This window comes from Paenibacillus sp., assembly GCF_035645195.1.
In the GTDB taxonomy this organism is placed as follows: Bacteria; Bacillota; Bacilli; order Paenibacillales; family YIM-B00363; genus Paenibacillus_AE.
The window spans coordinates 1-23729 of the sequence record NZ_DASQNA010000044.1; the positions used below are offsets into that span (position 1 = coordinate 1).

A 23729-nucleotide genomic window follows, 5' to 3' on the forward strand; every position below is an offset into this window, starting at 1 on the left:
GAACCGTGCTTTTGCCTCCAGCTTCCTCCAGATTCTGCCTCACGACAGACACCCTTGCTTTTGGCTAATGGTAGGCGCTTGCCAGCCCCCATTCCGGACTTTCACCGTAGAGATGACGCCCATGCTGGGCGTACAAACAAAGGGGAACCGGACGCTATGTCCGGTTCCCCTTTTGAATTTTTTATTTCAACAGCGTTTGCACCGCGCTCGCCGGAACGACGAGGTGAATGTTCCCCATCGTCCGGAGCGAGCCGGAGATGACGCCCGCAAGCCGCCCCTCCTCGTCGATCAGCGGTCCGCCGGACATGCCGTTCGCGATTTGCGCGGACGTGAGGATCCGGCTTTTCCCGTTGATCTCCGCTTTCGGCGAATTGACGATGCCTTCCGTGACGATCGGCGTGTTTTTGAGCGGATAGCCGATCGCAAACATTTTCTCGCCGTGCTTGACGGCGCCCTGCCGAAGCGTTAGCGCCGAATACCCCTCCTTGCGGGAAGGAAGCTTTAATACGGCCGCATCGTTCTCGACCGACGAAGCGATCACTTGAATCGATTCCGCCGTCGTGCCGTCCGGGAAGACGGCCTGCAGCCGTTCCGCGCCTTCTACCACATGATAAGCGGTAACCGCGGTGCCGTTCGAGCCGATCACAGCGCCCGTGCCCGTCGCCGCCACCGTTCCGTTGGCGCGCAGCGCCCGCACGTAGAACACCGCTTGATGCGATCGCTCGTAGACCGCCTCCGCGTCGTACCGCGGCGGTTCGTCCGCCGCGGCGCGGTCGAGGAGGAAAAGCCCGGGCGCCAGCAGCATCGCCAGCGCCGCCGCGAGCCATATCGTTCGCGTCCTCTTGATCATTGCGTTCCCCTTCCGTTATTGCGCTGCCGCCATAATTTGTTCGTATGCCCAATGGGACGCATCCACGTCCGCGAACGCGCGGGCGTCGGCCTTCGCTTTCGCGCCGAGCATGCGATTGATCAACACGACGGCCTGCGCTCTAGTCAGCTCCTCGTCCGGCCGGAACGTCCCGTCCGGGAAGCCTTGAATGTAGCCGGCCGCGGTGAACGCGTTGACGTAGCCTTCGGACCAATGGCCCCTGACGTCCGCGAGCGGCGCCGTTCCCCGCTGTTGCTCGAGCTGGAGCAGCCGCGCCATGATGACGACGAACTCCGCCCGCGTCAACCCTCGATCGGTGCCGAAGGTGCCGTCCGGATACCCTTGAATCAGACCCGCGGAAGCGAAGAACGCCACCAGCGTTTCGGATTCGCCCGCCACGTCCGAGAACACGTTCGCGACATCGACTTCTTCCATATCGATCAGCGGCGCGATGGCGCGAACGAGCTCGCCGCGGCTCAAGGCGGCGTCCGGCTTGAACGTTCCGTCCGCGTAGCCGGTCATATAGCGGATTTCCGCCGCTTCCGGTTTGACCGAATACGCCGCGTTCCCGACCTGCACCCGGAACGATTCGACGACGTCGCTGCCTTCGACGAGCACCCGGATCGTCGTGCTGCGCGTTACGACGATGGCTCCGTCGTAGACCGCGGAGGACTTCGTCGGCTTGCTGCCGTCCGTCGTATAGTAGAGCTTCCGGCCTTCCGGCGCGGTCAGCGTCACTTTACTGTTCTTGGCCACCTTCACCGGCTGATCGCCCGCGCCCGCTTCCACGCCGCCGATCCGCGCCACGACCTCCGGCTTCGGTTCGACGATCGGTACGAAGACGAAGCCCCCGAAACCGGGATTGAGTTTTTGCCATACGCCGGTAAACACAGCGCTGCTTTCCTTGTCTTCCGCTACGGCGATCGCCTTGATCGTCGCCGTGTCGTTCAGCGCGATCGGCCCCGTATACAGCATGGAATATACGGTCGGCGCGCTGCCGTCAAGCGTATAGTAGATGACTCCGCCCGGTTCGTCCGTGATCAGCACGACCTGAGCGGTCGAGGCGAACGACCTTTCGCCGGGACCGGCGTAAGGCGCCTTCGCTTGTTCCGCGAAGCGAAGGGGCGGCTCGTTCACGACGATGTCGCGGCTGAGCCCTTGCGCCTTCGCCGTCAACGTAACGGCGCCGGCCGTCCGCAGCCTCGCTTTCAGCTTGCCTGCATCCCTGAGGAACACGATCTCGTTCGGGTTAGCGGTCCATGCGATCCCCGCGTCCCCCGTCACTTCGAAATCGGTCGAGACGCCGTACAACCCGTCCCGTTCGGCGAAGACGACCGCGACGGACGCGAGCGCCGCGTCGGGGCTGGCGCCGAAGGCGGCAAGCCGCGGATATGATCCCGCAGCCGCAATCCAGCGGTCGGCCTGCAAGCCGTTCGGCACGCTGCCGCTTGCGAGCGCGCTCGCCGGGAGTCCCCGCGCCCCGGCGATGTCGCCGGATACGCGCTTGGCCGCCTCGTCGTAGTAGGCCGTATTCGTCTTAAGCATCTGTTTATTGAACACGCTGTTCGAAATGGTCGCCGCGGCCAGCTTCTGGCCGGCGACGCCCCCGAAGAACGTCGTCCCCGGGACGATGGCCCCGGCGACGCTCGCTTCGGCTTCGCCGACGTTGATCGAACGCGAGATCGCGCCGCTCGCCGCCACGCCGGCGATGCCGCCGGCGTAAGCGCGGTTCGTGCCTTCCGCGCGAACTTCGCCGGCGAAGGAAACATGCTCGATGCCGCCTTCGTTCCGACCGGCGATCCCCCCCGCCGCCGGCGATGCGCCGGAAGCGCGGACCGCGCTGTAGGCGAACGATTCGGCGATGATGCCGGAAGCGAGGTTCCCCCCGGCGATGCCGCCGGCTTGAAGCGCCGGTCCGGCAGCCGTCACAGCGCCGGAGGCGAACGACACGGCGATGCGCCCCCGGTTGGTTCCGGCGATGCCGCCCGCTTGCAGCGATGCGGCGCCCTCCGCCTGCAGACGTCCTGTATAGGAGCTGTTCCCGATCTCCCCAAAATTCGTTCCGACGACGCCGCCGACCGCAAGCTCGTCGCCTTTCGTCTGGAAGCCGACGGAGGACTTCGCCGATTCGACGACGCCGGAAGCGAGGTTCTCTCCGACGATGCCGCCGGCGGTGAGCCGCGACACTTCGGCGCCGGCAATGGTTCCCTTGGCGTTCGCGCCGGCGATGCGCCCCTGATTCGAGCCGGCGATGCCGCCGATCTTCGCCTCCGGAGCCCCCGCCGCGTTCAAAGCGCCGTCGTACGAGCCGTTCTCGATCGCGCCTGCATTATCGCCGGCGATGCCGCCGACGGCGAGCGCGCCGGCCGCCGCTTCGACGGCTACGCTCGACGCAGCTTCGGCGATCGTGCCGGAAGCTGCGTTGCCCCCGGCCGCCCCGCCGACGAGAAGACGTCCCGCCGCTTTCCCGTTCAAGCTTCCTCGAATGTCGGCCGACTCGATACGGCCCTCGTTGACGCCGGCGATGCCGCCGACCTGTACGAGGTCGGCGCCCTCCGCCTCGACGCCGCCCGCGAACGCGCTGTCGCGGATGACCCCCGGCGCCGCATTGCGTCCGGCGATGCCGCCGGCGGCGAGCGGCGACGCGGCCGCCCTAGCGACGACGGCCGCATCGGTTTTCGCTTCCGACACCGTGCCCTCGTTCGTGCCTGCGATCGCGCCGACGCGCGCGCCGCCCCGAACCGTCCCGGAAACCTCCACGCTGCGGATCGCGCCTCCGGCGCGGTTCACGCCCGCGACAACGCCCGTATCCGCGGCGCCGGCGACGTCCGCGCCGCGGAACGTCAGGTTCGAGATCGTGCCGAAGTTTTCGCGTGCGAAGCCGGCCGGCACGTCCCCCGATCCCGCTGCGCGGAATCCGTGAATGACGTGCCCGTTGCCCTCGAACGTCCCGCGGAACGCCGCGAACGACAGCCATTGGACGTTCGATCCGTCGAGATCGGCCGCGAGCGAGAAGCGTTCAAGCTCCGGCGCCGCAGCGGCCGTCCGATGGTACAACCGGTAATACGCAAGGCCGGAATCCTCATTGTAAAGCAGGATCGCGCCGAGCAGCTGCGGCACGGTCGAAATTGATACCGTATCGAGCGCAGACTCGCTCAAGAACGCCGTATCGATATCGAAGTTCCAATACAAGGCGGAGATGGCGGCGCCGCGGTCCTCCGCCGCGATGCCCGCTGCCGTCCCGAGCTGGTACCCGATCGGACTCCCCGGCGCGGCGTGCGCCGACGATACGATCGAACCATCCTTGTACTGATAGCCGAGCAGCGCCCCGCGGTAGACGAGATTCCCGTTCGCCCGGATGACGGCTTCGCCGCCGCCCGAGTACACCGAATCCAAGTCGCCGTCGTTGTAAGCGGCGAAGCCGCCGATGTACAGCCTCGTGCTTTGCTCCGTGCCGCTCGCTTCCATGCGCGGCGACAGCGCGTATGCGTTCGAGATGCGCCCGTTCCGCTCCACGGCCGCCGCGAAGCCGCCGGTCCGCGGATCGAAGCCGGTATGCTGCAGGGAGCCCGATGCGCGGGCAAAGTCGATTTCATAATGGTCGACCGAACCCGCGAAGCCCCCGACATGCGAGCCGCCTTGCGCGGCGAGCGCGACGGCGCCCGACGCGTATGCCTCTCGGATGCGGCCCGGGCGAGGATCGTCCTCGCCGACGGTGCCCGCGAAGCCGCCGGCATACAGCGTGTTGTCCGGATTCGTATCCTGCACGCTCACCGCCGCCTCGGCGTAGGAACGCTCGATGACGGCATTGACGACCGTCCCGGCGAAGCCGCCCGCCCGGGTCGCCGGCAGGAAGAGCGGCCGGCCGACGGCCGAACCGACGTTCACGCTGCCGGACGCGAGCGTCCGCGAGTAATGAATCTCGCCGCCGGCGACGGCGCCGAACGCGCCGCCGACTCGGTATACCCGGCTCGTATCGGCCGATACGCCGCTCTCCGACACGGCTCCGACGACGATGCCGTCGGAATGGCCGGCGATGCCGCCGACGTAGGCTTGATCGGCACCGTGCGCCTCGATGGACGCCGAAGACTTCGACTGGTAGATCGACGCGCCGGACAGCTTGCCGGCGATGCCCCCCGCATACAAGACGGCCGCCTGGTTCGCGCTGTCCGCCTTGATCGATCCGGCGAGCGTCTTGGCGTCGTAGACGCCATGGTACAACGGAATCATGAGCCCGAAATCGTACGCCCGGTTCGGGTCGCCCGACGACAGCGTCCCGACGATGCCGCCGGCGGCGCCTTCCGTCGCTGCGGCCGAGAGCGCGATGTTCGGCGTCGCGGCCGCTCGATACACGATGGAATTTTCCGCCGTGCCGGCGATGCCGCCGGCCGCGGCCCGGTTGCCCGACGCTCGTATCGCCGCGTTCGAAACCGCGTCGGATACGGCGGCGTCCGTCAAGACGCCGACGATGCCGCCGACGGCAGGCTGCGCGGCGTTGTCCGCGGACGCGATCGCGACGCCGGACGCATGCGCCGACTGCATATCGAACGCGTTCGTCCCGCTCCCGAGCTTCGCGCCGGCGATGCCCCCGACGACGGCGGTGCCTTTGATGCTTCCGCCGGCCTGGACGCCTTCGACGCTGACGCCGCTCATCGGGTTGGCCGCTTCGGACCGGCCGGCGATACCGCCGACAGTCGAGTTCGCGCCGAGCGCCTGCACATCCCCGCCGTTCAAGACCAGCTTAACGGTATCCGCCCGTCCCGACACGAAGTGGCCGACGAGGCCGCCGACCATCGCGTCCGCGCCGGTCGTCTGCAGCGCATATCCCGCTTCGACGGTCAAGCCCGCGACGTTCCCGGCCTGCCGCCCGATCAAGCCGCCCGCGATCGTCTCCGCTCCCGCGCTCCGAATCGTGCCGAGCAGCGAGCTCGCCCGCAGCGCGCCGGCCGGTACGGCAGCGGCGTTGTCCCCGATCGCTCCGCCGACGACGGCTCGATCGGACACCCCTTCGATGACGGCTTGCTCGCCCAAGGCGACGGACAGTCCGTCGATCGTTCCTTCGTTCTTGCCCAAGATGCCGCCGACGACGTTCCCGCTGACGCGCGCTTCGCGCACGAGCTGCACGTCGACGTCCGAGACGCTGCCTCGGCCGAGTCCCGCCAGCGCGCCCGTCAGGCGAACGCCTTCCACGGCGAGCGGCTCCAAGGAGAGCCGCTCGACCGACGACGATACGCCGAGAATGCCGAACAATCCGGCATAGTCGTACCCCGGCTTCACCGTGAAGCCGTCGATCAAATGCCCGCCCCCGTCCAAAGCGCCTTGGAACGCATGGGCGTCGTCGATGCCGATCGGCACCCATTGGCTCGACTGGATATGGATCGGTTGAACGATGCGAATCGTTCGGCCGGCGAAATCGAACGCGGCGAGCCCCGGCACCGTTCCGTTCACGACGGCCGCCAGCCCCGCGAGCTCCGCTTCGGTGCGAAGCTCGAATTCGACGGCGTCCTTATCGCGCGTATACCAATTGATGTTGGCGTTCACTTGACTGCCGTCCCCGCCGCCCGTATTCGCGCTGCGAATCAGCTCCGGGTATTGGTACTCGGCGTTCAACGAGCCGTACTTCCATACCGCGGCGAAGTCCCAGCCCGACAAAGCCGGGAACGCGGCGCGATCTTTCAGCGTGTCGCCAAGAATCGTGCTGATCCGAGGCCGGTTGTTGAGCCAGCGGTAATTCCCTTCGGCGAAGTCGGGCAAGTCCGCGTTAATCCCTTGCGCTTCGTCCTTCATATAATACGTGCGGAACAGCAGCTCCTTATTGGCCGTGTCATACCGGCCCGCGAAGCCGCCGGCCAATGCGCCGTTCGACGCCGTGACCCTGCCCGCCGCGTATGCCGTATTCACTTGTCCGCCCGTAATGCGGCCGAGGAAGCCGCCCGCATACGAGTTCGCGCCGGACGCGTCGACCGACTTCGCCGCATAGGCGTTCGCGATCGAGCCGCCCGTCAGCTCTCCGGCGAACCCGCCCGCGAGCGTATATGCCCCCGCCGCGGCGACCTTCGCGTTCGCGTACGAGGCTTCGATCGCGCCGGACGTTCGGCCGACCAAGCCGCCGAGCGCGGCCCAGGCGGACGCCGTTCCGTTCGACTTGCCGGCGACGTCGATGTCCACGTACGAAGCGACAATCCGCCCGTCGTTCGCGCCGACGAGCCCGCCGGCCGTCGCGCTTTCGCCCTCGACCGTCAGCGTCGAGTTGGCGTAGGTGTAATACAGCGTGCCGGTCGCGGCGTTGACGCCGGCCAAACCGCCGACGACGCTGCCGTTCCCTTTCGAGGTGACCGGAATTTTGTCGCTGATGCTGTTGTTCGCGATCAACGTGCGGTTTTCCCCCGCCATGCCCCCGATTTTGGAGGACGGAGACTGCGACTGAACCGCGCCGACGATGCGGCTCTTTTGGATCGAGCTCGCCGTCGTCGCCGGCGTCGTCGTCGGATCGCCCGCTCTTGCGTCGTTCAAGCCGACGAAACCGCCGATAGTCGCGCCCGAAGCGGATTCGTTCGTCCGGAGGTTGAACTCCGTCAGATACACGTGGTGGATCAAGGCGGCGTTCGTGCCGCGATGGTACCCCGCCATGCCGCCGGCGACGGCGTTCGGACCGCTCACGATGACGTTCATGCGCTGCCCGACAAGGCTGTCGAGCCCGGAGACGTCGCTATAGCCGACGAGTCCGCCCGCGTATACGTTCGCGGCTTCCGCAGCGACGGAAATCAGCACGTTCTCCGCGTTCGCGCGGAACGTATCCCCTCTTGCCGTCGATTGCTCGAGCCGTCCCGCGATGCCGCCCGCCTGCGCGCCGTTCCCGCGGATCGTCAGCATGACGACGTTCGGCGTCTCCGCCTTCACGGTCGGGTAGTCGATGGCGGTCTCCTTCGCGATGCCCGCGATCCCGCCGACGAACACATTGGCGCCAGTGACGGTCGCGAGCGGCGCGTCCTGCGCTTCGACGATTGGATCGACGATGGACGGCGCTTCGCCGCCGCTTCTCTCCGATCGGCCGACGATGCCCCCCGCCGCGCCAAACTCGCCCTTCGGCTGGAGCGTAACGTTCAAGGCGGAGGCGTCCGCAAGCAAGCCGACGTTCCGGCCGGCGATGCCGCCGAGATCGTTCGCGCTGCCTTCCGCCGTAATGTCGATATGCTCGGCCGCCGCGTTCGCCGCGCGCGACCGGTTTTCCCCGAATACCCCGCCCATGCGGACCGTATTCCCGGTCGAAAGATACGAACCGTTCTTCGCGATCAGGCGGCTGGCGCCGTCCGCGAGCTCCGCTTCGTTCGCGCCCGCGATGCCGCCCGCTTGCACGGCGGCGCCTTGGATGCGCAGCGTAATGCCGTCGCTTTCGGCGTACAAATGCGAGGTGCGATTGACGCCGACGATGCCCCCGACGTCGGTGCCGCCGGCCGGCACGTCGAAATTGAGCGCCTCGGCTTTCGCGAGCGCATCCGCGGCGCCGACGATTGATTCCGCCGTCAGCAACCCCGCGACGCCGCCGAGCCGATGCCCGGTCGTTCCCGTGTCGGCCAGCAGCTGAACCTTGATCGACCGGATGCCCGTCAGACGAAGCGCGCCGTCGTTCGTGCCGACGATACCGCCCGCGGTCAGCTGATCGATTCCCGCGCCGCGCAGCGTCACGCTCGCGAATGCGTCGCTGTTCTCGACGCCCGATACCGCGTTGTCGATGACGCCGACGGCGCGTCCGGCGATGCCTCCCGCCGTCCCCCCGTCCGTCGTCGCCGTCAGCGCAAGGTAACCGACGGCGCTCTGCGAGACGGTGCCGTTCGACTGCCCGACGACCCCGCCGGCGACGCCGTCGGAGGCGATCGTCGCGAACGCGTCCGACGCATTCCCCGAGCGGGAACCGGACAGCGTCGCGTTCTGCGTCGCGCCGGCGATCCCGCCCGTCAATACATGGCTGCCGCCGGTCGCGGCGATCGACCCGCGGAACGTACCGTTGGCCACGGTCCCGTCCGCGATGTAACCGACTACGCCGCCGGTGCGCACCGGACGGTCCGCGTCCGCGCCCGTCGCCGCGACCGTGATCCGGCCGGCGAACGAAGCGCCCGTCACGGTCCGGTCGACGCCGTCCGTCAGCGCGCCGATATAGCCGCCGGTATACGCCGCCGACACGGCGTTCACCGTAATGTCCCCGCTGCTCACGACGTTGTCGCTCGGCAGAGCGGAGGTGCGCGCGTAAGCTCTATTGGAAACAATGCCGCCGGTGTATACGCCAGTGCCGCCGTTGACGGAAATCGCGCCGCTGTTCGTATACGCGCTCGGCGCATCGCTGTCCAGCAGCAACCGCTCGGACGCGCGGCCGACGAGACCGCCCGTATACGCCTCGGCCGGAGCGCCCGTCACCGTCACCGCTCCCGCGTTATGCGCGCCGCTCGCGAAACGGAGCTGACGTTCCGCGTAACCGACCAACCCGCCGGTATACACTTCCGAAACGCCGGAAGCGGTAACGCTCGCGGCGTTGGTATAGACGCTCGCCCACTCGAACGGCGCGGCGGTCGAACCGACGAGGCCGCCGGTCATCGCGCGCGTTCCCCCGCGGTTCTCGACCGTTCCCGTATTCGTGAAGGTGAACGACAGCGGGCCGAGGTCCGCGCGGACCGAGCCGGCGAGCGTGCCGGCATGCGTGCTCTGCGCCGCCGCCGCGTCGATCAACACCGCGCCCGAGTTCGACGTATTGCTGGAGAACGCGACCGGTCCTCCGACGCTGCCGAGGATGCCGCCCGCGTACACCGTCGTCCCGCCGAAGCCGGAGACGCTGCCCGTATTGCCGATCGGCGTGTCGTCCTCGTTCATCGTCAGGGCCCCTTCCGTCGCCCCCGCGATCCCCCCTGCGTAGACGATCGTGCCGGACGCCGACCCGGATCGGATCGCGCCCGCATTGCCGACCTTCTTCATGACGAGGCCTTGCGCGCTCGTCTGTCCCGCGACGCCGCCCGCGTAAGCGACCGAGCCGGTCGTCGTCACGGCGGCGTAGTTGTTCGAATTCGCGATCACGCCCCCCGCGGAGCCTGCGATGCCGCCCGCCGCGGAAATCCCCGCGGGCGCATCCGCCTCGACGGTCATGTAGTTGGAGATGTCGTACACGGTGCTGACGCCCGACATCCAGCCGACCGCCGAGCCGGCGTACACGTCTTCCGAGACGCTCTGCACGTCGATAAAGCCGGTGCCGGCGAACGTGAAGCCGCCTACCGTCCCCCCTTGCATCACGCCGATCAGACCCGCATACGGCACGTCTCCCGTGATTTTCATCCCGTCGATCGTCACCGTCGCTCCGCCTTTGGCGATCAAGGTCCCTTTGAACGGGTTGGCCGCCGTTCCGATCGGCACCCACTCGTAAGCGGACAAATCCAAATTCCGATCGATCTCGAGCACTTTGCCCGCAAATCCGTCGACGACCCCGTCGTTCACGAGCTTCGCCGCGCCCGCCAGCTTCGCCGGCGTATCGATCGTGTAGCTCGGATAAATCGGATCGTACCAGCCGCTGTCGGCATGGTCCGTCCAATGATGAGCGCCCGCGGTCGCCCACTGCACGCAGGTCCACATGGCCGCCAACAGAGCGACGATCGAAAGGGCGAAGCCGACCCTTCTGTGCTTCCGTATCATTTCTGCACCATCCTAAAGAGTACTTTCTATCATCCTGGGAAAATATCCTCGAAAAACGGTGTCCGCACCGTCCTAGAGACAAATGCGGACACACAGCCTTACTTCTTCGTAATCAATTGGTCGATACGCACGGCGATCGCCGCCGCCTGCGCCCGCGTCAGGACGCCGTTCGGCGCGATGCTGCCGCCTGTACCCTCGATGATGCCTAATCGTACGGCCAAAGCCACCTCGGTCTTCGCCCAATCCGGAACCGAAGCCGCGTCCTCGAACCTGCCGAGAATCGCCGCCGTCTCCCGCTCGGTGAGCGGCTTCGCGACGCCGAGCGTCGAGACCAGTCGGCCGACCATCGCCATCGCCTCGACGCGCGTCAGCGTTGCGTTCGGAGCGAACGCGCCGTTCTCGAGGCCGTTCACCAACCCGAGCTCCGCCGCGGCCGAGACGCTGTCGCGATACCAATCGGAGCTTTTCACGTCTGCGAACGCGCGGCTGCCGGTTCGGTTCATCATGCCGGCGACGCGCAGCAGCAACGTCGGGTATTCGGCGCGGGTAATGCTCGCCTCGGGATCGTAGCGGTTGTCGCCTTTCCCCATGACGAGCAGCTTCGACGCGGCGGATTCGATGCTCTCGCGTCCCCAGAACTCGTGCGGGACGTCGTCGAACGTCTGCGATTTGCCGACGAACGCGACGCTGCCCTTGCCGGTCAATCGCACCTCGACCGTCGGCTTGCCGCCGCTTTCGTCCATGGCCCATGGCAGCGGCGTCCAGCGGCCGTCCCCGCCGACCAGAACGACGGCGGTAAGCTCCTCCGCCGCGACCGTCTCCGGAAGCGGCAGCTTCATGTCGACGTAGCCGTTCCACGCCGAATCCGGAAGATTCGTTTCGATCGTGACGCCTTCTCCGGCGCCTAACAAGGAAGCCTGCACCTTCGACAAGAGGGCGCTCGTTTCGCTCGCCGCCGCCTCTTCGTTGTTCTTCAGCGTCAATTCGAACCCGTTCGTCACGCCGGCGAGCTTATCCGGAGGAAACTCCAGAGTCGCTTTCGGCATTTGGATGCGGATGGTTTTCTTCTTCTGAATCGCCTGCTTCACCGCGTCGGCGCGGAACTGAATCGTGACCGACGGGGCGGCCAGTTCGGCGGAGGCGATGACGATATCCCCAGCGATCCCTTCGAGATCATGCGAACCCACGACGACGACCACGGATTCGGAGTTGCTCGACATCGTTGCCGGCTTGTTGTTGAGCATCACGCTGCTCGAACCGCCTCCGGCGAAGCCGCCGAAGCCTCCGAAACCTCCGAAGCCGCCGACGCCCGTTTGCGATCCCGGAGTCCGCACCGCGGCGGACACGGCGACGACTTCCTTGCCCGACGACGTTCGGAGCGCGACCATGATCGCTTCCCTCGCGTGCACGTCGACGATGCCGTCCTCCGGAACGAACGCCCAATCCGCGATTGCTTCCCGGAATGCCGGGACAGTGATGGCGTCCGTGTTGAAACGGCGGTACACCAATTGTTTGCCGCCGAGGTCTATATCCGAAGGCAGCGTCCAGCTCAGCTTCGTTTTCCCGCCCGCGACGGAGGACGCGCTCAGCGCGATCGACTTCATCGCCGCCGGCTCCGGAAGCTGTACCGAAGCGACGGCCATGCCTTCGATCGTCACCCCGTCGGAAACCCGATACGTCGCCTGGACTAAGCTGGCGCCGACTTCGAGCCCTTTGATCTTGCCGGTCTCGCTGACGCTGACGGCTTCGCCTTGAGCGACCTCGAACGTCAATCGATCTTTCAGCTCGGGCGGCACCGGAATCGTCTTAAATTTCGGTTTGCCCTGCGCGTCCTTGCCGTCCGGCACCCGCAGCGACGCCTGAATCGTTCGCTCCGCTCCGGGCAGCAAGACCGGAAGCTGCTCCAAGACCAGCCCGACCGGCACCGCGATGTCGTTCGTAATGTCGACGACCGCCGCGTTCTCGTTCCCCGCTCCGTCGGTCGCGACGAATCGAAGCGAAACGTTCGGTTCGACCGAGTCGATCGGCACGGTGCCGCGGAAGCGGCCGTCCTCTTCGACGGTAACGGCCGTTCCGTTGACGAGCAGCGCCGCGTCGTTCGAGGTTTGACCCGCAACCTCGATCAATCCCTCGCTCGCTCGCTCGCCGGTCGCAGGCGCGTCGATGTACAGCACCGGCGCCAACGTGTCCACCGTCAGGTACAGCATGGTGGTTCCGACGTCTTTCGTCTTCTTGTTCCGCGCCACCAGCTCGATCGCGTACGGACCGTCCGTCTTCAAGCGGTCGAACTTCAGCGTCCCGCGGCTTCCGCCGGCTTCGTTCGCGAACGGGAATACGCCCAGCGACTCCTCGCCGTAGAACGCTTCGACCTCGATATCCTTTTGGTTCGACGTCAGTTCGACGCTTTGTGCGGTTTGATTCGTCAGCATGTGAATCGCATGCGCGTTCACGGCCGACAGAGACGCCGACGCGGCGCTCAGCTTCGGCTTCGCCGGAACCGGCAGCAGCTTCGAGGCGCTCTTCACGGCCGCCGCGAAATGATAATTCTCGTTTTTGTCCGCTTCTATCGTCGGCTTCGTGACGGCGGACACGCCGATCGCATACGTATGTCCGACCTCGAGCCCCGTATATTTCACTTCTTCTTGGAGGTTCATGACCGTGCCCTCCAAGCTGGCCACATCGATCGCGTCGCTCGTCGTCGTCGCCGCCCAGCCGCCTACGCGGATGCCCTCGTAGCGCCCTGTTTGCGGGTTCCAATACGGCGCGAGCTCGGCCTCGGTGAACAGCAGCTCGCCGAAGTTGGAGTACGGCTCAAGCTTTTCGCCGATCTGCCGGAACGCTTCGATCTGGTAGCTGTGCTCGAACGGTTCGTGGCCCTGCTTCTTCGGCGAAGGCTTGAACGACAGCTCGAAATATCCGTTGCCGCCCGGTTCGATCGCGACGGCCTCGACTTCCTTCGGCGCAAGAGGATCGATGATTTCGAATCGGTCCGCCGAAGTTTTCGTGCCGAACGCGCTGTCCGAGCGAAGCTCCGCCCGCAAATAATATTCGCCCTGCTGCAGCAGCCCGCGAATGTCTTCCACATCGCCGAGCATCGAAACTTGAGTGACGTCGATCGCGAGACTCCCGCTCGTCGTCTTGCCGGCGACGCCGCCTTGATGATCGACCGGAAGGTCTTTCGCGATCAACAGGCCCGGATCTCCCGGCTCCAGCACATCCGCGCCGCCCTCGAGCTTCGTCGTTCGCGCCGTCACCGCGTCCTTGGCGAGGTACAAGTTGATCGTATCGCCCGCCTTGGCATGGTCCACCGACCAGGAGGCCGTAAACAGATTCGCGTTGTTCTGATGCTTCGCCAGCGCGACGTTCTTCAGCGTCGGCGTATTCGGAACGTTGAGCAGACGCGTCTCCACCGGATTCACGGCCGTCAGCGTCCAAACGCCGCCTTGCTGCGTGCGATCGCTCGGTATCAGAATGTACGCTTTGCGCACGTCCACGCCTTCGGACGAACTCGCCGCCGGAATGACCTGCGTGAAAGCGTTGGCCTTCGGATTCGTGTTCGTATTGTCGAAGACGATCGGATACGTCTTGCCGGACGCATCCTTCAGCGTAAAGCTAGGCATCTGCTGCTCTACGTATTCCATTTCGATGATGGCGTTGCCGGACACGCCGGCCATCGGGATTTCATGCACCCGTCCGCCGTTCTTGACCGTAATGCCGCCGATGCCGACGTTCATCGCGCCCGTATCGAGCACGCTGACGCCGTCCGCGACTTCCCGGTATACGATCTCTTGCGTCTCCTGCTCCGTATCGAGCCACGAGGTGGCGACCGTAGTCATCCCCTGGCCGATGACGAGCAGCTGCGGTCCGCGTTCCGGGTTGTCGACGACGAGGTGCACCAGCCCTTCGGGCAACTGCTCCCCGGACGTACCGAACTCGACGCCGCCGCCCCAGTAGTAGGTGACGCCCAGCGTTACGAACAGAACCCCGACGCTGCCCCAAATCTTATCGTTATTCAGTCCGAAGAATACGCTGCTGAGCGGGATGCCGCCGACGACGGGCACGCTGCTCGGGATTTGCACCTTCGCCCCGATGTATCCTTCGAAGTCGATACGGTTTTTCTCGAGATTTTGCCCGACGAAAATGCCGGCTTTCCCGACGATCAAATCCCAGCCTCCGATGTCTACCTCGGCCTCTAGCCGCACGAACCACGGCTTCACCCACTGCGCCTCCAAGAGCGCGTAGGTAAGCATCGGCAGCAGATCGTCGTCCGTCGGCTCGGGAACCGCGGAGAAGTCCATCTTCCCTTCGATCTTGATCCCGGTCCGCTTCAGCGTTAAATCGATATCGCCGAAATGATACGCCGGGGAAACGCCGAATTTCAGGCTGACGCCGGCCTCGATCACGAGCGGGAACGGATCGTCTTTCGTGCCGCCCGCGATCGTATCCGCAAGCTCGCGCACCGCGCCCCGAACGCCCGTGATGTAAGTCGCGCCCGTGACCAGCACGCCCGGCTTCGGCAGCGTCGTGCCGAAGGCGACGACGTCCGGCAAAATGCGTCCGTCCGCGACCCGTTTGAACGAAAGCGCCGCTTCGATCTCGACCATGCTCTTGAGCTGCGCGGCGAAGCTGACGCCGTACTGGTTCGACACGTCGTCCACATCCTGAACGAAGTGAACGATGTCGATGCTGCCCTTCGGCTTGGAAGGCTCTTCCGGTTCCGAACCGCCCCCCGTACCGCCGGTGCCGCCGCCCGAACCTCCGCCTGCGCCTCCTCCAGCGCCTCCGCCGGAGCCGCTTCCCGAACCGCTTCCCGAGCCTGCGCTATCGCCGGCCTTGCCCGAATCGTCGGGACCGATCAAGCCCAGCTCCTCGTTCAAATCGAATTTCAAGTGCGCATCCACGCCGACGAAGCCCTTGTCGTTGAACACGACGTTGCGCATCTCCGCTTCGATGACCTTCAGCGAAAGCTTCCCGCCGAAAGAGATGCCGCCTTGCGTCAGCACGAAATCGTTGAACGTAAATCCGAAGCCGTCGAACGTGAACAAAGACGGCGAGAACAAGCTTTGTTTATTGAAATACACCTGCTCGATCATCAGCTGCCGGAGCGGGTTCAATCGGTCCCCGAGAGCCCCGACCGCCCAGCTGAGCGTACCGTTGAGGCTGTTATCCTCTTCGTTGCCGCCGCTGTCCGGGAACGATTCGTCTTCGATGAGGTACCCGTCTCCGAGCGTCTTTTCGAAACCGTTGTAAAAGTCGAGCGTCCACTCGCCGTCATGGAAAATAAATCCGCTGCTGGCGACGCTGAGCGTCCCCTCGCCCTTCACGAAGAGCGTATCGAAGAACGGCATGTCGTCGTACCCTCCGACGCTGTCGTCTACGCCGAACGCATCCAGCTTGCCTCGGGCGAACACCATGTCCTTCCCTTTGTACGCGACCGCGTCGTTGATGAGGGCGGGCTCGGTTTTCGTATCGACGATGACCTGCTTGTCGCTGCCTTCGCCCACTTCGCGAATCATGCCGCGGACGACGACCAGCGATTCCCGCTCGATGTCCTCGTCCCCGAAAAACTCTTCCATCGCTTCGTCCGACTCGAACAGCCTGTAATGGTACGTCGGCGTTTCCGCGAGCGCGGAGTCGTCCAAGTAGGAAGCGGTATCGAATTCGGGGTCCACGGCTTTGCTGGCCATGGCGACGAACGTCCGCGCTTGCTTATACGCCATAACGGCCGAGTATAAATCTTCCCCGCCTTCGAAAGGCGCATCGGGGTACAGCTCGTTCAGCTCCTCCAGCAAATCGCCGGACAGCGACGGGGTCACGTGGCTAATATCCACGGACTGCTTGTATACGGCCAAAATATTCGCTTCGCGAATTCTGGATTCCGCGTTGTCCGTGACAAGGAACGTTTGCTCGGACGTTAAGTCGAACAGCGCGGCCGTTTCCGGATCTCCGCCTGCGTCCCCTTTGTAATCGATCTCGACCGAATATTCCCCGAGCGGCAGCTCCGGTCCGAGCCCCGCTTCGATGACGTCGCCGGCCTCGTTGACGCGATCCCCGCCTTGATACGTAATGCGCATATCGCCGGAAAACCCGTCATCGGTCGGAAGCAGCGTGACCGATGTTTTCACCGGAACGCGATACCGCTTCCCCGTGACCTTCTCCTTGAAGAACAGATCGAAGTTCGGATCGCTGCTCTCGTTCCCCGTGAAGTACGCGCCGATATTCGTCAGATTCACCGTGACGTATTTGACGTCCGACTGGAACAGTTCTTTCGGCGCCAACCCGTACACATAAGTCGCCGCCGCATCTCCGACCGCCGGGAGGAGAATGAAATTCGCCTTGTTCGACTCGTACTGGGCTTTAATGCCCTCGTCCTCCAAGCCTGCGATTTTCCCTTGCGTCTCCGGGCTCCGGGCCGTCAGCAAATATTCTTGGGTCGTCGGCCAAGGCTTTCCTTTCGCCACGACTTTGAACGAGGCGACGATGGTATCCCCCGGCTTATATTTCGGGATGATGCCCTGCGCCGCTTCTTCGGGCGTCGCCGTCTTGCGGTACGTCTTGGACAGCGTCCGGTACGACTCCGTCAGCGGCTTGCCGTTCGCATCCCGCATGACGTTGCCTTGGGCGTCGAGCTTCGCGAAGCTGAGTCCGCTCTCCAGCGTCAGGTCGACGTCGATGCGAGAATGATCCATGCCATACATGGCCAAGTTTTCGACTTCGGCGATAATGTCGAAGACGCCGTCGTTCGCGTAGGCGCTGTTATCGTCCAAGACGGCCAGCTGCTGGGGCGTATCGAGATAACGGATCGAAAATACCTTATCGGGCTCGATAATTTCCCCTAAGCCGTACACCGTTTCGAACGTTTGCGCCGTCTGGTCGGCCACTTTGGCAGGATTCCAGTAGAACGCTACCGCCGAGTCGGCGGTGCCGTAATCGTTCGTATCCCTCGTGAAGTCCAAATTGCCGTTCGGCGTATAATCCCATTTCGTGTTCGCCAAACCGTTCCAATGGCCGACGATCATCTCGTCGACGATGTTAATGTCGCGCTCGGCGAAATTGTTAAAGCCGTACGCGACGACGTTGGTCGCCAGCGGGTTCGTCGGGTCGTAAGAATCCCGCATCACCCAATACGGAGGCAATTTGTAGAACGCCCTGTCTTCGACGGGGACGCCGAGCTTCTCCGGTTCGTGAACGAGCTTGCGCTCCACCTGCAGCGGCGATTTGTAAGCCGTCCCGATTTGGAATTGAGGGCCGTCGTTGCCGGCGACCATCGTATCGAGCAAAATGCGGGAGCCGACTTGTACGTCGGCCCCGCTTCGGTTGATCACTTCATAACGAATATTGACGTTGCCTGCGTTCTTCAGGTCGGACGGGTCGGAGTACAGCATCAAAATTTGCTTGATTTGGACCCCTTTGATTTTCCAGACGGTTTCGATTTGCTTCGTCCCGTTCGGATTGTTGACGACGACCGGCGGGGTGATTTCCGAGAAAAAGTCGGCGGCGAATTTATAGGGATTACCGAAAATGTAATCCGTGCCGTCGATCCGGAACGTCGTGAACGACGTCTCCGGATCGTCCCCGCGGAACAGCATGTTGACGTTCTGATCCTTCTTGCGAACCGGCTGGCCTTCGACCGTGCGGACGCCGAAACGCCCCGTCGCGTTATCCACCGTAATTTTAATGAAGTCGTTCTGCAGCACCGTAACGTCCGGCTGGCTTACGACGGCTGCGAGCGCGGTCGTGGCGCCCGACAGCGTTCCGAGCGCAACGACGAAAATGAGCAGCAGCGCCGTCGTCTTTCGTACGAATTTCATGGAATGCCTCTGCCTCCCTGTCTACAACTCAGCTGCTATGGATTCGTATTTCCGATAAAGAAGGTCGCGTACTCTCGCTCCCTTTCTTGGTTCCGCAGAATGACCGTATACCAGCCCGCTTTCGGGAACGCGACCGTATACGACTTGCCGACCAGCTCGTTGTATGTCAGCTTGGTCGCGATCGCCTTCATTTGGCCTTCGCGGTACAATCCTTCCTGGTAATACAAGTCGAAAGTGCCCCACTCGTTCACCCGTTCTTCGCCGCCCACGTTCATGCGGTTGTAACGGAGGAACGTGAACGTCAGCACATTGCGGTCGAACAGCGCGGACTCGCCGGAATTGGCCGAAATGAGCACGTCGTTCGCGAACATCAGCATGCCGGCATTGCTTACGACGACGACGTCCTGATACGCGACGGTTTCATTGCCGACTTGGTCCCGGGCGGTATATTGGACGCGCTGGCGGCCAAGCTTCGAAAGGTCCAAGCCGCTGACGGATACTTCGACGTCTTCTAGCGCGGATACGTTATCGGATACGGTATATCCGCCCAAATCCTTGCGGAAATCGAAGCCTGCCTTGTTTTGCTCGACGCTGACGACAGGGAAGGCAAGCGTCAGATCGGGCGCTTTGTTGTCCAAGCCCCGAATGGCGACCGGCACCTTGTTCACGTTGCCCAACAGATCGGATACCGCCATGAAGGTGGTTCCGTCCGCGGAAAACACTCGGGAATAGGCGAACGTTCCGTCCGGTCCGCTGATCTGATTCGTGTATTGTCCGCCCTCGGCGATCGGAGCGACTCCGGCTAATGCGGCGTTCGGAGCCGCGACGCTTCCGGTTACGGTAGCTTTCATCTTTCCTTTGGCGTAAGGAACGCCGTTAATCGTAACGATTCGTTCCGTCGGGATCGGGTTGCCGGCTTCGTCGACGAACGCGTAGTGAACCGATTGCGCCTGCGGCGCGTCGCTGACGATTTCGTTCACCTGTTCCTTGATCACGATCGTGCTGCCGTATTCGTCCGTGACCGTGAACGAGACGACGCCGTTCTGAAGCATCGTTACGGCGGCCGGGGAAATCAAGTAATTTTCGCCGGCGGCGTCCTCGTCCTTCCGAACCTCCAGCGTGACGCCGGATGCATACAGCACGTTGCCGTTACCGTCTCGAATCGTTCGGAACGGCTGGCTGCCGTTCTCCCCATATCCGTACGTTCGAACGACGTGGACCCGCGGTCCTTCTTTGTGGATGTAGTCGACCGAAGCCGTCGCCGTACCGATGTTCCCCGCTTCGTCCATAAATTCGAATGTGAACGAGCCGTTCTCGACGAACGTATAGTTGAACCGGCCTTCGTTGTTGACGACCCTTACCGGCTCCGACGTTTCCAATTTCACCGTGACGTTGCCGTTCGTTTTCGACGCCGTCAAATATTGAATGCTGCCCTGCGGCGGCGTGCCGTCCACGTTATCCACGACGACATACAGCGTATCCTTCAGGCTCGGGTCGATGAGGCTCGTCAGGTCGAACGAGTAGAACCCGTTCTTTTTCACGTTGAACGTGTTTCCGCTGCGAATCGGAGCCGACGGATTCACGCTCGAAGGCACCGCCTTCACGCCGAGCGGCAGCGCCAGCTCGATATTGACGCCGGTCGAAGCGGATACCGGGTTCACCGTATTCATGGAAGCTACGGCGTACACCGGCGGCTCGGAGCGCACCGTTGCGACGTTCAAATCGATCGGTTCGCCGATCGCGCCGGCGGGCGTGCGCAGCTTCACTTTGACGGCGAGCTGGCCCGGGTTGCCCGTAGGCACCTTCACCGCGAGGAAGTTCGTGAACGGCCGCCATTTCACCCAGCTCTTCCCGCCATCCGGCGAGATCGAGTACGAATAGCCGGCTTTGTCTTCGGTGTTCAAGTTTAATTTCACGATCGCGGTGTATCCGTCCGCATCGTCGCCGTACACGTACAGCAAATCGGCGATGGCGGATGCCGGCGGGACGTTGCGGTCTGCCGGCTTCGACACCTTGAACAGCCCGGTGCTCGCGATGCGCGCGTTGTGCGCGCCGTCCTTCACATAGACGTACAGGCGATAATCCGCGGTCTCCCCCGGAGCGAGCCCGTCGGCGTCGGCGGTGACCTGCCCGCCGGAAGGAAGGGCGATCCAGCCTTCCGTCGTCTCGGCGGGAACCGGCGCCTCGGCTCTCGACCACATGTACTTCGCCTCCAGGCCGGCCGCGCTGAACAGCTCGTTCACCGTCACGACGACGTCGTGAGACGGCTGCGGATAGGCCACTTCGGTTCGGCTGAACGCCACTTCGGGCGCCGCGTTGTCGAAATAATACGCCTTGGAGAAGAAATAAACTCTTCCATTCTTATCTTTGGCACGCACATGAACGTATTGGATTCCGTTCTTGAGCGGATCCGCCGGAACCGTATAGAGCCAGTACCCGGCATCCGGATTGCCGCCCGTCGGCGCAAGCGCCGCATACGCCGCATCCCCGGCAGGAGGAACGGAGCTTGGCAGCAGCGCGAAGCCGACCTCGAACGCGTCGTTGGCGTAGACGTCCTCCGCCACCGTTGCCGTCGCCTCGGCGTAGGTGTCCTCCGTAACCGTGGCGTCGCTTGCGACCGCAAGCTCTGGCGCCGCGGCCAAGCGGAACGTCACCGGATGGCTTTGCAAGTAAGTCCCGTTCGTTTCCGGTTCGAAGGAGCCCTGCACGAGCGATGCGGAGGAGACGATCACCGGCTCCGTCGGCACCGTCGTTACGTTCCCGGCCTGGTCTGCGGACTTCACATACAGCCGGTAAGCGCCGTCTTCCATGACCTCGTTCAGCGTCGATGCCGTGAACGCGCCGTTCGTCGGCGCCGCGGTTTTCCAATCAATCTCCTGCGGCTCGTTCGCTTCCTTCACCCACTGGTACTGCACCGAGGCGATGCCGCTGTGCGGATCCGCGACTTGGACCGTCACCTTCACCTCGGAGGTTTGATTGCCGTTCGTTTCGATGAATTGGATATCCGGTTTTTTGTTATCCAGTCGAATTCTGGCCGCATGGTGCGTCCAGTTCGAGTCGTCTTGTTTGAAATCGTCGAGCGGCCACACCGAGAGATCCCCGTACTGACCGACCGCGACAAGCGCTTTATTGTTGGCGTACACGATTTTATCCGCTTCGGAGCCCGGCGCTTCCGCCTTCCACGCCTCGTACTGCGCAGGATGCGTGTCGACGTACTGCTTCATCTTCTCGTACTGCATCAGTTCTCTGGCCGAATCCCACGTCATATCGGCCGTCCAGGCGTGCAGGTACCATTCGCCGCTGCCTTCCTCGGTCAACGCCTGAACCGGCGGCGCGATCATATTCGTCTTGTTGTTCGCCACGCTCAGGGTGAGGTTCGCGAACGCTTCTTGGTCGGGATACAGCTCTTCCCGAGGCTGCTTCGCCGACAGCGAGTACCGCTTGAGGGCTGCGAAGCGATCGCCGCTCACGGAAGCGAACGGGTCTTCGGGGCTTCGCGTCCAAGTGTAGTACACCAAGCCGACGGCCGGAGAGCTTTCCCCGGTCATATTGGAAGGACGATAAATCCCTTTGCTGGGACGCTGCTGACCGCGAAGCGCCGTGTCGGGATCCAGCGCCGGAATCGTCAAATTCGGATCGTTGGCGTCGATCGTAATTTTGCCGTTCTTCCGATACGTTTGGTCCGTCGCCCCTCCGTTTTCGTACCAAGACGCGATCAACGGGGCCGTGTTGTCGATCGACAGCTTCGCCCAATCGATCTTGGAGTTCACGTAGGCCGCTTCGCCGTCGGTATGCGTGCCGTCGAAATTCGCGGGCTGGATCAGCATGTTGCCCGCGTAGTCTTGAAGCACGTTCGTATCGGGCGAACCGAGCTTCTTATCGTTCGACAGCGCGATCACCTTCAGAAGCGGCGTTTCCAAGTTAACGCTTCCGTCGATCGTCGCTCGGAATTTCAAGCTTTTCGTATTGAAGCCGGAGACGTAATAGGCCTTCATGCCGTTATTGAACAGCAGATGCGTCTCGCCCTCCGTCCAGCCTTCCTTGACGATCGTCTCTTCCTCTAATTGCACGGTAAATTCGATCGTATCGCCGCGGTTTAACGAGACGCCGGTTAAAATTTCCGGCTGAATGCCGTTCCCCGACTTCGTATATTTCGGAGCGACCGCGTCGACGATGATGCGGTAGCCGCCTCTTGCAAAGTCGAACGGGTGCGTGTCCGCGCTGCGCAAATAGTTGTTGCTCTGCATGCTCGGCTTCGTCATGCCGGCCAGCGACGCCGCATTGCCGGCCGCGTCCGTGAACTGCGCATTGGCGAATTTCTCTTCCATCGATAGATTTATCGGCAGTCCGCCGCCCATGCCGGTCATCTTCGGCTCAAGCGGAAGATTGCCGCTGCTGTGGTACTTCACGCCGGTGTAGTTGTATGTAATATCTTGTTTGAAGTCTTTGAGATTTCCGGAATTGTACGTGGTGTTCGTAAAATATTGCGGCTGTCCTTCCGCGGGCCGTCCCGTCCCGTCCGGGTTTTGAAACAGAAAATGCTGAAAGAAATGCCCGCTTTGGCTCGGCATCAGCGAATATTGGTACGGAAACACCGGTTCGCTGAAGTGGTAGGTCAGGGTAATGTGCTCGTTTTCCTTGACGAACAGCTCCCGTTGGTTGATGACCGCGTTCGTCCGTTCCGCGCCGTTGCCGGTAAAGGTGTAATTCGTTAATGAAGGCCGTTGTTCGTCTTTAAATCGGATGTATAACCCTCTTACGCCCGTCGCGTCGTTGCTGTAATCGCCCGTCCCGTGAATGGTAATCGTGATTTTCGTATTGGGCTTTACCGTTCCCGAATACGAGCGCGCGCCGACGTCCGCATCGCCGTTCCTGGTGCTATAACTCCTCACGTCGCCATCAACGTTAAGCGTGAAATCGGTGTGTTCCTTGGGTGACGCCGGGGGATCGTAGTACTCCAGCTTCGAGAAGCCGATCTCGACCTGCGCATGTCCGCTTAACCCCATGTCCCGCAGCGTCGAGTTCGCCCCTACGTCGACCGTCAGCGTGACGGTGACGCCCTTGTCGTTCAATCCCGTGTGAATATCCCCGGCTCCCCAGTCGTAGTTGACCGTTCCGTCGCCGGACGTGCTCTTCGAGAACCCTTTCCCGCTCATCGAATCGATCGCGAACGCTTCCACCGCGTTCCCCGCGCTGACGCTGGCGTTGCCGACCTTAACGCCCGTTCCGTCGATCGTCACTTCCCGGTCGGCCGCATACGCGATCTCCGGTTCGACCCACAACGGCAGCATCGAAACAAGCAAACTGAATGTTACCGTCATGCTAATCATCTTGTTGCGCATAAACGAATCCTCCACCCATTTTCCAAATGCGACCAT

The 23729-nt window shown here is 63.3% G+C and carries 4 protein-coding genes; all 4 read right to left on the bottom strand.

The window, feature by feature from the left end; all coding sequences use genetic code 11:
• Positions 1-181: 181 nt before the first annotated feature.
• The 4 genes from VE009_RS24615 to VE009_RS24630 all read right to left on the bottom strand — a co-directional run bounded on the left by VE009_RS24615 (position 182) and on the right by VE009_RS24630 (position 23693).
• A complete protein-coding gene (locus tag VE009_RS24615) occupies positions 182-850 on the bottom strand; it encodes a serine protease (protein ID WP_325012379.1) in 669 nt (222 codons plus the stop codon).
• A gap of 15 nt (positions 851-865) precedes the next feature.
• Positions 866-10540, bottom strand: a complete 9675-nt coding sequence (locus VE009_RS24620) for a chitobiase/beta-hexosaminidase C-terminal domain-containing protein (RefSeq protein ID WP_325012381.1) — start codon at positions 10538-10540, stop codon at positions 866-868.
• Positions 10541-10638: 98 nt separating this feature from the next.
• Positions 10639-18351, bottom strand: a complete 7713-nt coding sequence (locus VE009_RS24625; protein WP_325012383.1) for an S-layer homology domain-containing protein — start codon at positions 18349-18351, stop codon at positions 10639-10641.
• Positions 18352-18386: 35 nt separating this feature from the next.
• Positions 18387-23693: a hypothetical protein gene (locus tag VE009_RS24630; RefSeq protein WP_325012384.1), complete on the bottom strand. Its 5307-nt coding sequence runs from the start codon at positions 23691-23693 to the stop codon at positions 18387-18389.
• Positions 23694-23729 lie beyond the last annotated feature (36 nt).

Coding starts and splice junctions, on each gene's coding strand:
- VE009_RS24620 (WP_325012381.1), bottom strand. CDS start 10,540: ATGATACGGAAGCACAGAAGGGTCGGCTTCGCCCTTTCGATCGTCGCT.
- VE009_RS24630 (WP_325012384.1), bottom strand. CDS start 23,693: ATGCGCAACAAGATGATTAGCATGACGGTAACATTCAGTTTGCTTGTT.
- VE009_RS24625 (WP_325012383.1), bottom strand. CDS start 18,351: ATGAAATTCGTACGAAAGACGACGGCGCTGCTGCTCATTTTCGTCGTT.
- VE009_RS24615 (WP_325012379.1), bottom strand. CDS start 850: ATGATCAAGAGGACGCGAACGATATGGCTCGCGGCGGCGCTGGCGATG.